The sequence below is a fragment of the Flagellimonas sp. B-3 genome, assembly GCF_056857835.1.
In genome coordinates, this window is the sequence record NZ_JBSXNW010000019.1 from 406,728 (window position 1) to 420,029 (window position 13,302).

Genomic DNA, 13,302 nt, shown 5'->3' on the forward strand with positions numbered 1-13,302 from the left:
TAATGCAGTCCTCTCAATTTCTAATTGAGAGGACTGTTTTTTTGTTGAATAAAATATTAATTTAAAAAATGCTTAAGTCGATATTTCTTGCAATCTCACTATTTATCTTACTGTACTTTTTGCCAAACTTTCTGTTCAATCTCTTAAAATGGAATCCTAAAGATTTATTTTTAATAATATTTGTATTTAATATTTTAACAATAATCTACTTTTACTTTTTTGAGAAAAGAAAAACAAAAAATTACCTTGTAGAATTTAAATATCGGAATGGTTTAATATTAATTTCTATCCTACTGGCCATTTCCTCAAAATTGTCATTAGACCCTGTGTTCAACTTTGATTTAATTTTTGGTTATCTGAGTATAAACCAATTAAATCCTAGTAACGAGAGTTTCTTTGCCTTAAGACCGTTATTGGCTGTTTTTATAGTGCCGATTTCTGAGGAAATTCTATGTAGACAAATTGTCTTGACCAAATTTTTCCAGTACTCTAAGAAAAAAGTCTTTTCTATTTTATTATCATCCTTACTTTTTGCGTCATTTCACATTTATTCTTTAAACCTCTTTTTATTCACTTTTTGCCTAGGTGTTCTGTTGTCAATAGTTTATTTCAAATCCAAAAATCTTTTAATTCCAATAATGACTCACATATTCATTAATTTGATTGCAATTGGATTTCAAGGCGCAAATAGGGATGTTTATTTCAAAATATTAGAGGATTTGAATTTTGGGTTGGGTTATTGGCTTCTTGTTATCACTGGTTTAGGGATATTAATTCTTACTGTAAAGAAGTATATTTCCAAGTTTTCTATTTAACATGAGTTCTGTACAATTTACATTGTACTGTATGGTGCTTTCTTTTGTAATTTGTGTTGTTGGATTACTCCACACTTAGGATATAAACTTTTTGGGGACGTACAGTATTCAACTTTTGTATTGCCAATATTCTGTATAAGTATTTTATTCTTCGTTTTGGTTTTTTATGGTTTGCACAAGAGCATCGAGAGCTATGGCCTTGCTCAAATCTGTGATTTTCTTAATCTGAAAAAGATAACATTCAAAAATTTTTTAATCAGTACTGGTATTTTTTTATCAGCTATTGTATTGACCATGCTTGTCAATATGCTTTTTGTTCACATTTTGAATGGAAAAATTTTTCCACCAGTTCAAATGCTGGTGGGAGTATATAGACCAAACAATACCATAAAGGCTCTAATTGTTGTGGGGCTCGTATTTGGCGGTGTTTTTGAAGAACTTTTTTGGAGAGGTTACTGGATTAAAAGACAGGTTGCGAGATATGGAAAAAATGCATGGATTATTAACGCAGTACTTTGGTCAATCTCTCATATAATTGCCTACAATCCCATAAAAATTATTTTTATTGCGTTTAGTTTTTCCTTTATTTCCAATAGATATCGCACTTCTACTATTACGGTTGTTTTTCATTCAATAATCAATATTTTTGTTGGGTTAAGACTAATAACTGCTTATTCTTAAAATATTTTGATGAAAGATATTTTCAGACATTTAAAAAGAAGAAAATCCAAGATAGCGCTTGCTGTGATGTCGTTGGTGATAGGGATTTACTTTTTTAAGGAAGGTGCCTTTTCAAACTATACCATAGCAGGATTTTTAATTACAGTGGTTTTGGCTTTCCTGATTATTTCTTGGGGAAGTGATAATCCGGAAGAAAAGGAATAAAAAAGCTGAATTTCAGTCAAGGCTTTTTTTATGCTTGAATAATATATATCGTTGGTCTTTTGTCCAAATCCAACTCAATTTCGCTCCATTCATGAACGCTTTTCGTTGAAATAAATTCCGTTGGCAATGTAATGTCGCAGGCAATGCACAACCGGGTCGACTTTTGCAGCGTTTTTAAAAGTTCCTTTACCAGTTTGTTGTTCCGATAAGGCGTTTCCATGAAAATTTGGGATTGCCCTTTGTCTCGGGATAATCGCTCTAAACCTTTCACCATTTTTTTGCGTTCGGCATTGTCAATGGGCAAATAACCATTAAAAGCAAAGTTCTGGCCGTTCATGCCGCTGCTCATCATGGCCATTAAAATGGAGGAGGGGCCCACTAACGGAACCACTTGGATTCTTTTTTCGTGCGCCACACGAACCACATCTGCTCCAGGATCGGCAATACCTGGGCATCCAGCTTCGGATAACACACCTATATCAAAACCATGGATGCATGGATCCAAAAATGAGGGAATTTCTTCTGGATCGGTGTATTTGTTCAACAATTGTAGGTGGAGGTCAGGTTGCGATTTGCTGGGGCTTACTCGTTTTATGAATCGCCTGGCCGTCTTTTCATTTTCAACAATGTAGTGGTCAATTCGTTCAATGGTTCCCTTTACCGAAATAGGCAACACTTCCAAAGGTGCATTATCTCCCAAAGTTGTGGGAATCAAGTAAACTTTGCCCACGACCAATCCAGGTTTTTCCTCTTCCATGGGATTAATTTAGTTTTTTCGCAATTACCTCACAAGCCTTATCTATCATTTGGTACACATTTTCAAAGCCATCGTTGCCACCATAATAAGGGTCGGGCACCTCTTGGGTGCCCAATTCTATCTCGCTCAATAATAATTTTACCTTGCTCGCCTCCTCTTTGTTTTTTGCCAAGCTGGCCACATCGGAAAAATTGCTTCGGTCCATAACGTAGATATGGTCAAACTCCGAAAAATCCTCTTTTGAGAACTTTCTGCACTTCTGATGCTCAATGTTAAGTCCATATTTATGGGCGACTGCTATGGAGCGTTCATCTGGAGGGTTGCCAACATGGTATCCGGCCGTGCCAGCGGAATCAACAAAAACAGAAGCCGGGTCAACTTTAGATTGCAAAATGCCTTCGGCCAATGGTGATCTGCAAATGTTTCCCAAGCAGACCATCAAAACTTTGGTTTTCATAAATGTTGCTGTGAAGTTGTTAAGAGAACTTCTTGCTCAAATCCTCAATGTATTTTCTGAATTGTTTATCGGTTTCCGCAAGGTTGTCCACTGTTTTGCATGCATGGAGCACGGTAGCGTGGTCCCGTTTTCCAATCTGAGACCCAATGCTTGCCAAAGATGCCTTGGTGAATTTTTTTGCAAAGAACATGGCCAATTGCCTCGCTTGTACAATATGGCGCTTTCTTGTTTTGGATTGAAGTGTGGCCACATCCATTTCAAAGTAATCGGACACCACTTTTTGAATGTAGTCGATAGACACTTCGCGCTTGGTATTTTTCACGAACTTCTCCACTACCTGTTGCGCAAGTTCCAAGGTAACCTCACGTTTGTTGAAGGAAGACTGTGCAATCAATGAAATAATGGCACCTTCCAGTTCACGGATATTGGTTTTGATGTTCTTTGCTACGTGGTCGATGATATCCTCCGGCATCTCGACCCCGTCTCGGTACAATTTGTTTTTTAAGATGGAAACACGCGTTTCGTAATCGGGACTTTGCAATTCTGCTGACAGTCCCCATTTGAAACGGGACAACAAACGCTGTTCAATGTCCTGCATATCCACAGGAGCTTTGTCCGATGTTAAAATTACCTGCTTGCCATTTTGGTGCAAGTGATTGAATATATGGAAGAACACATCTTGTGTTCCAGATTTACCGGATAGAAATTGTACATCATCAATAATAAGAACATCTATCAATTGGTAGAAGTGGATGAAATCGTTTCGGGTATTCTTTTTTACGGACTCTATATATTGCTGGGTAAATTTTTCAGCAGAAATATAGAGAACGGTCTTTTCAGGATACTTATCTTTTATTTCCACCCCAATGGCATGTGCCAAGTGGGTTTTTCCCAAACCAACGCCACCAAAAACCAATAATGGGTTAAATGATGTTCCCCCGGGTTTGTTGGCCACGGCCATACCGGCCGATCTTGCCAAACGGTTGGAGTCTCCTTCCAGGAAATTGTCAAAATTGTAATTGGGATTTAACTGGGATTCAATTTTTATATTTCGAATACCAGGTATCACAAACGGATTTTTTAATTCGGGGCTTTTAGAGGTAATCGGCACATCCAATTCCTGTGGTCCCACGGCAGTACGGTTGGAACTTGGTATTTGTTCCGTAAAAGGTTCCTTGTTGCCGTACTTGTTCTCCATTTTTATAACATAGATGAGCTTTGCGTTGCTCCCCAACTCACGCGTCAAGGCAACTTTTAAAAGCTTTACATAATGTTCTTCGAGCCATTCGTAGAAAAACTTACTGGGTACTTGAATGCTAAGTGCCTTATCGGTTAACTTAATAGGTTTGATGGGCTCAAACCACGTTTTGAATGCCTGCGGTTGGATATTATCTTGGATAAAAACCAAACAATTGTTCCATACGGAATTAGCAGTAACACTCATAGAAGTTTTTCCTTGTTTAATGGTTAGCTTTAATATTTAAGAGCAAGCATCTAAAGGGTTATAGGATGCTTATTGGATGCGACAAATATGTGAACAAATCTTTTAAAAAAAAAATGAAATCGGCATTGAAAGTTTTGTTTTTTTTTCGCATGTTACCCTCAAAATAAGCAAGCCTCTAAATATATAATTTTTCAGTTAAAAATGGGTCTAAATTCATATTCTTTTCGGGTTCGATATGCAGAAACCGACCAAATGGGGGTTGTTTACCACGGAAACTATACACAGTATTTTGAATTGGGTCGGGTAGAGTGGTTGAGAGCCATGGGGATTACCTACAAGAGTATGGAGGATAATGGCATAATGCTACCCGTAATTTCCTTACACATCAACTACAAAAAGTCTGCGCTGTACGATGATTTGTTAACTGTAAAGACGCAACTCAAATCCAAACCAATGGTAAAAATCGAGTTCGATTATACCTTGATCAACGAGTCAGGTGAGTTGTTGGCCACCGCAAATACCGTTTTGGCGTTTATGGATAAAAAAACGGGTAGGCCCATAAAATGCCCTGATTATATTTTGGAAAAACTGGATAATTGAATTTTTACGAGGCTAGAGGCTAGAGGCTAGAGGCTAGAGACAAGTTCAAGTCCAAGTTCAAGCTCAAATATCAAGTTCAAGAGCATAGAAAAGAGGTAAGACTTCTGAAGTTTGGAGTTATTCGGTTATTGGTTACTGCAGATTGCCTACTGTTTACTGCGAACTGACTTCGTGCATCAGACATCCGACTTCCGACAAGCTCAAACTCAAGTGTCAAGTTCAAGAGGCAAGTGTCCTTATGTCTAACAGCGCAGCGGTCTTGTATCTAACTTTGAAGCAGTCTAAATTCAATTATTCCCTCATTGCCACATCCACACCATGCATTTCGTCGAAAAGTTGAAATATTTCTTCTGATTCACTTAATCGAACCGAAATAACAAGCTCACAATCCAACTCCATTTTTTGGGAAACAATGTCCAAATCTTTCTGTTTGATGGTTCGCATTACAATATCCATAACCGGATATTCAAATTGTAACCTTAATTGAGCTTTAATGGTCTTTGTGACGATCTTGGCACTTTCCAAGGCCATCTGTGCAGCAGTTTTGTATGCCTGAATCAAACCACCGACCCCAAGTTTGGTGCCGCCAAAAATCCTGGTAACGGTAACCAGCACATTGGTCACACCAAAAGATTGTATTTGTCCGTAAATGGGCATACCCGCCGAATTGTTGGGTTCGCCATCATCATTGGCCCTATATGTTGGTTTTTCAGTTCCGAGCTGCCATGCGTAGCAAACATGGTTGGCCGTATGGTATTTTTTGCGAAGTTCCTCTACAATCGGTTTTACATCATCCTCCGAAGCAATGGGGTGGACCGCAGCATAGAATTTACTTTTTCGGTCTTTGTACAAAATCTCGGGCGAAGGTTTGTTAACGGTCTTGTAAACATCTTCTTTTTTCTCCATTAGAACAAAGCTACCAATATTATGCTCAAAACGGCCAAGGCAACCCCGCTCCAATTTTTAAGACTGAGCTTCTCTTTAAACAATAATATTCCGACAAGCGTGGAGACCATTACAATCGCAACATTGTTTAAGGTAAAGATGGCGGCACTGCTCAAAATACCCTCACGCAGGGCACGAAGCAAAAAATAAATAGAAAAATAATTGGGTACGCCAAGAGCGATGCCCCCCAAAATATTTTTAAAGTTGACTTTTAATGGAGTTTTGACTGCTTTGATTCCAACAAAAATGAATCCGGTCAAAGCAGCAAATCCAAAAATCATGGAAGAAAAAACCGGGATTTCTTGATCCGTCAAATGAATTTCCTCAAAATATTGGATGCTGGTGTCAATAATACCAGAACCCAAAAACACCAACAGCGGAAGTATCAAGGCCTTTCTGTTTATCCTAATACTTTCCTCTTTTATAGATGCCAAATAAACAGCCACTAATGCCAATACAATTCCAATAATTTGCAGTAAACTTAAATGCTCTCCATACAGCAAAACACCCATTATCACAGGAATGGCCAACGACATTTTAGTGGCTACCGATGCTACCGAAACTCCGGATACCTGTGCTGTTTTGGCCATCAAATTGAAAATCACAATAAAAAGTACGCCCAATAATATAGGGCCTATGAGCCATGGTTTATTGGTGAAGTCGCTCACACCAACGGGACCATCATATAAGAAGAACCCAACCGCACAAGCAACCACATAATTGGTAATGATGGCATACAAGGTTTGGACCTTAAAAACATCGTACAATTTGAATACCACAAAAATCAAGGTCGAGCTCAGAACGCTCAGAATCAGATATACCATTTACAATTTTGATTTTAGTTGGGTTATGTCCTCTTCTCCCACGCGAAGGTTCCAGACTTGAATCCCCAATTCCGCTGCAGCATTGGCATTTTCCTTTACATCATCCACAAAAAAAGTTTCGTTGGGCACAAGCTTGTTCTCCTGCAGCACAAACTCAAAAATTTCCGCATCCGGTTTCCGCATCCCTATCTCATAACTCAAATAGAAAACGTCGAATACATTTTTGAATCGGTTGAACCGCTCCATGCCCATTTGCTCCTTTACACATTCAATATGTAGGTCGTTGGTATTGCTCAACAAAATCATTTTATATTGATTTTCCGCTGCGAGCTGTTCAATAAACTGTAATCGGTGTTCGGGGAAATCCAGTAAAATGGAGTTCCAAGCCTGTATTAAATATTCCCTGCTGGCCTTTGGGAAATGTGCGGATACCTCGTCTAAAAAATCAGAAGAAGCAACAAGCCCTTTCTCATAATCTTGAAATAAAGTTTCCAAATTTGGTGTCAACTCGGTAAAGCCGTGCTGTACCATAGCTTTTGCCGTGGCAGGTTTATCCAGGTTGATGAGCACATCGCCAAAATCGAGAATAATATTTTTAATCATTGGTATAAAAGGATAAGGTATCGGTCAATATCTTTTTTTGATGATGTAAAGTTCCCTGTAATTTTGGAGCTGGCAAACCATTTTCAAAACAAATGGAACCTTTAAAAATACGAGCTTCGTCCCAAAGTTTTTCATCAACAAAGGTTTGAAGCATTTTTGCCCCACCCTCAACAATTACGCTGGTAATGTTGTGTTGGTGGAGCACATCACAGATTTGCATGGCCAATGGTTTTGAAAAATCAATCACAACATACACAACACCCTCAATATATTTTGATGCATCTTCGATTGTTGTCAAAACAATGGTCTGCACGGATGTGTCCAAAACGTGATAGCTTGCATCAATCTTCAAATCCTTGTCCAAAACCACACGAATAGGGTTTTTTCCGGCCCAGTTGCGGGTGGTCAATTTGGGATTGTCTTCCAAAACGGTTCGGGTGCCCACCAAAATGGCTTGTTCTTGGTTTCGCCATTGATGCACCAATTGTTTCGAATATGGGTTGGTAATCCAAAACGGTTCGGGATTGTCGCTTCGCAAAGATGCATCGGGCGCCAAAAAACCATCATCGGACTCCGCCCACTTTAAAATAATATAGGGTCTCTTTTTCTCTTGAAAGGTCAAAAATCGTTTGTGATGTTCCCTGCATTCATCCTCAAGAACACCTATCGTGACCTGGCAACCCGCATCTTCCAATTTTTTGATGCCTTTGCCCGCCACTTTATTATGGGGGTCCTGTAAACCAATAAATACTTCCTTAAGTTTATGTTTGGCTATCAAATCCGCACAGGGAGGGGTTTTTCCGTAATGGGAACAAGGCTCCAAAGTAACATATAATGATGATTCCTTGAGTAAACCCTTGTCCTTGACCGAGTTGATGGCATTCACTTCGGCATGGGGACCTCCGTAGGGGGCGGTAAATCCTTCACCGATAATTTTTTTGTTGTGAACAATCACACAGCCCACCATTGGATTGGGAGCCGTGGTTCCCAGCCCTTTTTTGCCAAGTTCTATACAGCGAAGGATGTATTTTTGATGTATATTCACCCCGCAAAAATAGAACAATAAAAACAGAATATGGGAGATACGGTGATTCGTGAAATAACCCCCGAAGACAACGCACAGGTAGCCCAAGTAATACGGAAAGTTTTCGAGGATATGGGTGTGCCCAAAGTGGGAACCGCTTATGCTGATAAAGCTTTGGACGATATGTATTCCAATTACAATGTGCCAAAAGCTGTTTACTTTGTGGTGGAGCACCAAGGACGAATTATAGGTTGTGCCGGTGTTGCACAATTGGACAACTATGATGGCAATGTCTGCGAGCTTCAAAAAATGTACTTTTTGGAAGAAGCCAGGGGCAAAGGACTTGGCGCCAAAATGATTGCGGCCTGTTTGGAAAAAGCCAAGGAGTTTGGTTTTGAGCAATGCTATTTGGAGACCATGCCTTATATGGAAGCTGCCCAAAAATTGTACAAAAAGCACGGTTTTGAATACATAGATGCCCCAATGGGGAACACAGGACATTATTCCTGCCCAGTTTGGATGCTTAAAAAATTATAATGCTCCTCAAAGAAATCAAAGATATTTTCCATAAGGAATTGGGCGCGATTTATCCCAAAGAAGAAGTTGATTCTTTTTTTTACGCTTGCATTGAACATTACCTAAAATTGGTACGGTTTATTCTGGCCATTCAGCCTGGAATTACTTTGACCAAGGAAGAAGAACAGCCCCTTTTTGAAGCATTGTCCGAGTTGAAACAGGAAAAACCCCTTCAATATATTTTAGGAACGGCCCATTTTATGGATTTAGAGCTTCAGGTGGATGAAAATGTGTTGATTCCACGTCCGGAGACCGAAGAATTGGTACAATGGATTTTGGAGGATTGTCAGAAGGAAGAACAGTTTAAATCGGACGCTGAGCGGAGCCGAAGCGTCATTTCGACTCCGCTCAATGACCGTTCGTTGCAAATTTTGGACATCGGAACAGGAAGCGGTTGCATCGCCATTGCCTTGGCAAAACATCTTCCCAATGCCAAAGTATATGCCTTGGATGTTTCGCAAGGCGCATTGACTGTTGCTAAAAAAAATGCGGAATCCAACAAAGTTGATATTACTTTTTTAAAACATGACATCCTTGACCCTGAACTTGTACTTGAACTTGATTTCGACATCATCGTATCCAATCCACCCTATGTCAGGGAGTTGGAAAAGGAGAAAATCAAAAGAAACGTAAAGGATTTTGAACCAGCCACAGCCCTTTTTGTATCCGACGAAGACCCATTGCTTTTTTACAAAGCCATCATGGACTTTTCGAAAAAGCATCTAAAGGAGAATGGAAGGTTGTACTTCGAAATCAACCAATATTTGGGCAAGGAAACCGAAGCACTTTTCAAAGCCCATAATTTTTCGGAAATTGAACTGCGAAAAGACATCTTTGGCAACGATAGAATGCTAAAAGCAATTAAGAAATGAACATCCAAGATAAAATAACCTCCCTACGCAATGAGCTAAGGGAACACAATTATAAATACTACGTGCTCGATGAGCCTTCCATTTCCGATTATGAGTTTGACATGAAACTCGAAGAGCTTCAGAAATTGGAAGCGGAGCACCCTGAATTTTATGATCCCACTTCGCCCACCATACGGGTAGGGGGAATGGTCACCAAAAACTTTGAAACCGTGGTGCACGAACACCGCATGTATTCCCTGGACAATTCGTATTCCAAGGAAGACCTGGAGGATTGGGAGAAACGGGTTCTGCGTATTCTCGGGGATGCAGAGGTGGAATTTACCTGTGAGTTGAAATATGATGGAGCTTCCATCAGTCTAACGTATGAGGACGGAAAATTGGTAAAAGCCGTCACTCGGGGCGATGGTTTTCAAGGTGATGACGTGACCAACAACATCAAAACCATAAAATCGGTTCCTTTGCAATTAAAAGGAGACTATCCGCCAAAATTTGATATTCGTGGAGAAATCATCCTAACCCTCGAAGGCTTCGCAAAAATGAACGCAGCGCGTGTTGAGGCAGGTGAGGACCCGTACATGAACCCTAGAAATACCGCATCCGGTAGTTTGAAGCTTCAGGATAGTGCCTTGGTGGCCCAACGCCCTTTGGAATGTCTTTTGTACAGCATCGCAGGTGATAATCTTGGGGTAACCTCACAGTTTGAAGTTTTGGAAAAAGCAAGATCATGGGGCTTTAAAGTACCGACGGTGGCCAAACTTTGCAAATCCACAGCAGAAGTGATGCAGTTTGCCGATTATTGGGAAGTGAACCGTCACAATCTGCCCTACGAAACAGACGGGGTAGTGGTAAAGATAAACAGCATCCAGCACCAAGAAGAGCTTGGCTATACGGCCAAATCACCACGCTGGGCCATGGCCTACAAGTTCAAGGCGGAACAGGCCACCACCATTTTAAATAAAATTACTTATCAAGTTGGGCGTACTGGTGCCATTACGCCTGTAGCGAACTTGGAACCCGTGTTGTTGGCAGGAACCACGGTAAAACGTGCTACTTTGCACAATGCCGATCAAATTGCAAAGCTTGATGTGCGCGAAGGAGATACTGTTTTTGTGGAAAAAGGAGGTGAAATCATACCTAAAATTATTAAGGTCGATTTTACCAAACGGAATCCTGACTCCAAACCTACCGAGTATATTACCCACTGTCCCGAATGTGGCACGGAATTGATTCGTAAAGAAGGCGAGGCCCAGCACTTTTGTCCAAACGATATGGGTTGCCCTCCTCAGATAACCGGTCGCATCCAACACTTTATTTCCCGAAAGGCCATGGATATTGAAGGTTTGGGCGGCGAAACGGTGGAATTGCTCTTTAAAGAGGGTTTGATAGACAATTATGCAGACCTCTATACCTTGACCAAGGAACAAATTTTGCCATTGGAACGTATGGCCGAAAAATCGGCCGAGAACTTGGTGAATGGCGTACAGGCATCCAAGGAAATTCCGTTTGAGCGGGTGCTTTTTGCTTTGGGGATTAGATATGTAGGTGAAACGGTTGCCAAAAAACTGGCAAAGGCCTTCAAAAACATTGATGCTTTGATGATTGCCTCTCAAGAACAATTGATTGCAGTGGATGAAATTGGTGAGCGGATTGCGGAAAGTGTGGTCAGTTTTTTCTCGGAGCCTGCCAATATGGAGATTGTTGATCGGTTAAAATCCTACGGATTGCAATTCTCATTGTCTGAGGAGCAATTGGAAAACCAAACGGATAAATTCAAGGGACAGACCTTTGTGGTTTCCGGTGTGTTTGAATCTATCAGCAGAAACGATTTAAAGAAGATAATCGAGGACAATGGGGGCAAGGTGTCTTCGTCCATATCTTCAAAAACAAGTTTTTTGGTGGCAGGGGACAAAATGGGGCCAAGTAAAAAAACAAAAGCGGAAAGCCTGGGAGTGCCCATCATATCGGAACAGGAATTTTTGCAAAAACTGGAAGCATGAAACCCAAAACGTTCGAAGAATTTGAATCTACATTGGAAGAAAACATACCTCCGAAGGAATGGTCTGAACCCTTAAAATCCCTTTGGTTTGATGCAAAAGACGATTGGGAGTCCTCGCATGATATTGCTCAAGAAATTCACTCTACAATGGGTAGTTGGATCCACGCCTACCTGCACCGAAAGGAAGGAGACAAGTGGAATGCGGGTTATTGGTACCGCCAAGCGGGCAAACCTTTCCCCGAGTATAGCTTGGAGGAAGAGTTAAAAGTATTGGTCGAGGCCAACCTTTGATTGTTTACAGTTTGCAGTGGCAGCAGACAGTTAGCAGTTGGCGGTAACTGAATAACTGACAACTGAACAACCCAATAACCCCAAACTTCAGAAGCCCATTCTTGTGTCTAACAGCGCAGCGGTCTTGGTTCTTTGCCTTTTTGACACCAATTCCACGAATTATCACGAATTTTCTGTTTTTGATACTTGAACATGCAGTTGGCAGTCTACAGTAACCGAATAACCCAATAATCTCGCAACTCCTAACTCTGAACTTGAGTCTTGATTCTCTTTTCTATGCTCTTGAACTTGATATTTGAGTTTGAACTTGAACTTGACACTTGAACTTGAACTTGTCAGAAGTCCGAAGTCAGTCGACAATGGCAGTTTGCAGTAACTCAATAACCTAATAACTTAGTCCGAAATGTCACGTTGAGCCCTTCGGCTATGCTCAGGATAAACTAAAGTCGAAACGTCCGAAGTCGGAAGTATGCAGTACGCAGTTTGCAGTAACTCAATAACTCAATAACCCAATAACCCAATAACCCAATAACTCATAACTCCTAACTCTGAACTTGTTCTTGAACTTGAACTTACTCTTGAACCTGAAACCTGAAACTTGACACTCAAGTCTGAACTGTTTTGACTGCCCACTGCATACTGCAAACTTCCCCATCAACCCAACCCATGCATCCATCAACCCAAACAGGGCATTGGTAAGATCATGCCCAAAAATTTCCCGTGAACATCGCATCTTGTCCCAATTTATAATCAAAAACTTAATATGTTATGAAACACATTGCAAAGAAATTAGGTGTTGCACTCATGGCCACCATCATGATTTGGTCCTGCGGGAAGGACGACGGCCCCGAGCCGCCCAAGAACACCGCCCCTGTGGTCAAGGCCCACACCTTTACGGTAGCGGAGACCATTGCGGACACCGAGACCATAGGCACGGTAACCGCCACCGATGCGGAGGGCGATGCCCTTACCTTTAGCATTAAAACGAACGACGGCAACCTTTTTGAGATCACCAAGGAAGGCAAACTGAGCTTGGCCACGGGCAAGGCACTGGATGCAGCGAGCAGCACCGAGCACAGCATAACCGTGAGCGTTACCGATGGCACGGCCAAAGTAGATGCCACGGTGACCATAAAAGTGACAGCGGTCGACCCAGATAATCAGTCCCCGGTGATCGAGGCACAGGAATTTACAGTGTCCGAAGCGATCACCG

At 41.0% G+C, this 13,302-nt stretch carries 16 protein-coding genes; 9 read left to right on the forward strand and 7 right to left on the reverse strand.

Features of this window, described 5'->3' with window-relative positions:
• Window positions 1-68: 68 nt before the first annotated feature.
• The 3 genes from AC13CS_RS09230 to AC13CS_RS09240 all read left to right on the forward strand — a co-directional run bounded on the left by AC13CS_RS09230 (window position 69) and on the right by AC13CS_RS09240 (window position 1,700).
• Window positions 69-815 carry a CPBP family intramembrane glutamic endopeptidase gene (locus tag AC13CS_RS09230; protein ID WP_163627956.1) on the forward strand — a complete coding sequence of 249 codons (747 nt, stop codon included), beginning with the start codon at window positions 69-71 and terminating at the stop codon, window positions 813-815.
• 171 nt (window positions 816-986) lie between these two features.
• Window positions 987-1,496: a CPBP family intramembrane glutamic endopeptidase gene (locus tag AC13CS_RS09235; protein WP_293163944.1), complete on the forward strand. Its 510-nt coding sequence runs from the start codon at window positions 987-989 to the stop codon at window positions 1,494-1,496.
• Window positions 1,497-1,505: 9 nt separating this feature from the next.
• Window positions 1,506-1,700, forward strand: coding sequence for a hypothetical protein (locus AC13CS_RS09240; RefSeq protein WP_293163941.1), 195 nt, complete (start codon window positions 1,506-1,508; stop codon window positions 1,698-1,700).
• Between the two features lie 28 nt (window positions 1,701-1,728).
• Here the strand turns inward: AC13CS_RS09240 and AC13CS_RS09245 are convergent, their stop codons facing one another.
• The 3 genes from AC13CS_RS09245 to dnaA are packed head-to-tail and all read right to left on the reverse strand — an operon-like array spanning window position 1,729 to window position 4,358.
• The gene (locus AC13CS_RS09245) at window positions 1,729-2,457 is read right to left on the reverse strand and encodes an SAM-dependent methyltransferase (RefSeq protein ID WP_293163938.1); all 729 of its coding nucleotides are present in this window, start codon (window positions 2,455-2,457) and stop codon (window positions 1,729-1,731) included.
• Between the two features lie 4 nt (window positions 2,458-2,461).
• The gene (locus AC13CS_RS09250; RefSeq protein WP_293163935.1) at window positions 2,462-2,914 is read right to left on the reverse strand and encodes a low molecular weight protein-tyrosine-phosphatase; all 453 of its coding nucleotides are present in this window, start codon (window positions 2,912-2,914) and stop codon (window positions 2,462-2,464) included.
• A 19-nt stretch (window positions 2,915-2,933) separates the two neighbouring features.
• A complete protein-coding gene (gene dnaA / locus AC13CS_RS09255; protein WP_163627818.1) occupies window positions 2,934-4,358 on the reverse strand; it encodes a chromosomal replication initiator protein DnaA in 1,425 nt (474 codons plus the stop codon).
• Between the two features lie 201 nt (window positions 4,359-4,559).
• Here dnaA and AC13CS_RS09260 point away from each other — a divergent pair, with 201 nt between their 5' ends.
• Window positions 4,560-4,958 (forward strand): acyl-CoA thioesterase, encoded by a 399-nt coding sequence (locus AC13CS_RS09260; RefSeq protein WP_293163930.1) that lies wholly within the window; start codon window positions 4,560-4,562, stop codon window positions 4,956-4,958.
• Window positions 4,959-5,249: 291 nt separating this feature from the next.
• Here the strand turns inward: AC13CS_RS09260 and AC13CS_RS09265 are convergent, their stop codons facing one another.
• From AC13CS_RS09265 to ribD, 4 genes are read right to left on the reverse strand one after another with little or no spacing between them, the layout of a single operon-like run.
• Entirely contained in the window at window positions 5,250-5,864 is a 615-nt protein-coding gene (locus AC13CS_RS09265) for a YigZ family protein (protein WP_293163927.1), read from the reverse strand.
• Complete coding sequence (locus AC13CS_RS09270) at window positions 5,864-6,727, reverse strand: DMT family transporter (protein WP_293163924.1); 864 nt, start codon at window positions 6,725-6,727, stop codon at window positions 5,864-5,866. Before AC13CS_RS09270 ends, AC13CS_RS09265 begins: the two co-directional genes overlap by 1 nt.
• Window positions 6,728-7,330: an HAD family hydrolase gene (locus tag AC13CS_RS09275; protein WP_293163921.1), complete on the reverse strand. Its 603-nt coding sequence runs from the start codon at window positions 7,328-7,330 to the stop codon at window positions 6,728-6,730. It lies immediately after the preceding gene.
• Window positions 7,323-8,375 carry a bifunctional diaminohydroxyphosphoribosylaminopyrimidine deaminase/5-amino-6-(5-phosphoribosylamino)uracil reductase RibD gene (ribD, locus tag AC13CS_RS09280; RefSeq protein ID WP_293163918.1) on the reverse strand — a complete coding sequence of 351 codons (1,053 nt, stop codon included), beginning with the start codon at window positions 8,373-8,375 and terminating at the stop codon, window positions 7,323-7,325. The genes AC13CS_RS09275 and ribD overlap by 8 nt, the downstream gene beginning before the upstream one ends.
• Before the next feature lie 30 nt (window positions 8,376-8,405).
• On the opposite strand from ribD, the gene AC13CS_RS09285 reads away from it, so the two are divergent.
• From AC13CS_RS09285 to AC13CS_RS09305, 5 genes are all read left to right on the forward strand, one after another.
• Complete coding sequence (locus tag AC13CS_RS09285) at window positions 8,406-8,891, forward strand: GNAT family N-acetyltransferase (protein ID WP_293163915.1); 486 nt, start codon at window positions 8,406-8,408, stop codon at window positions 8,889-8,891.
• Window positions 8,891-9,802 (forward strand): peptide chain release factor N(5)-glutamine methyltransferase, encoded by a 912-nt coding sequence (gene prmC, locus AC13CS_RS09290; RefSeq protein ID WP_293163912.1) that lies wholly within the window; start codon window positions 8,891-8,893, stop codon window positions 9,800-9,802. Before AC13CS_RS09285 ends, prmC begins: the two co-directional genes overlap by 1 nt.
• On the forward strand, window positions 9,799-11,799 hold the full coding sequence (ligA, locus tag AC13CS_RS09295; protein WP_293163909.1) for an NAD-dependent DNA ligase LigA: 2,001 nt from the start codon (window positions 9,799-9,801) through the stop codon (window positions 11,797-11,799). Before prmC ends, ligA begins: the two co-directional genes overlap by 4 nt.
• Window positions 11,796-12,089, forward strand: coding sequence for a hypothetical protein (locus AC13CS_RS09300; RefSeq protein ID WP_293163906.1), 294 nt, complete (start codon window positions 11,796-11,798; stop codon window positions 12,087-12,089). Before ligA ends, AC13CS_RS09300 begins: the two co-directional genes overlap by 4 nt.
• A gap of 768 nt (window positions 12,090-12,857) precedes the next feature.
• Window positions 12,858-13,302, forward strand: a 445-nt coding sequence (locus tag AC13CS_RS09305) for a cadherin repeat domain-containing protein (protein ID WP_482888728.1), incomplete at its 3' end; no start/stop codon positions are given.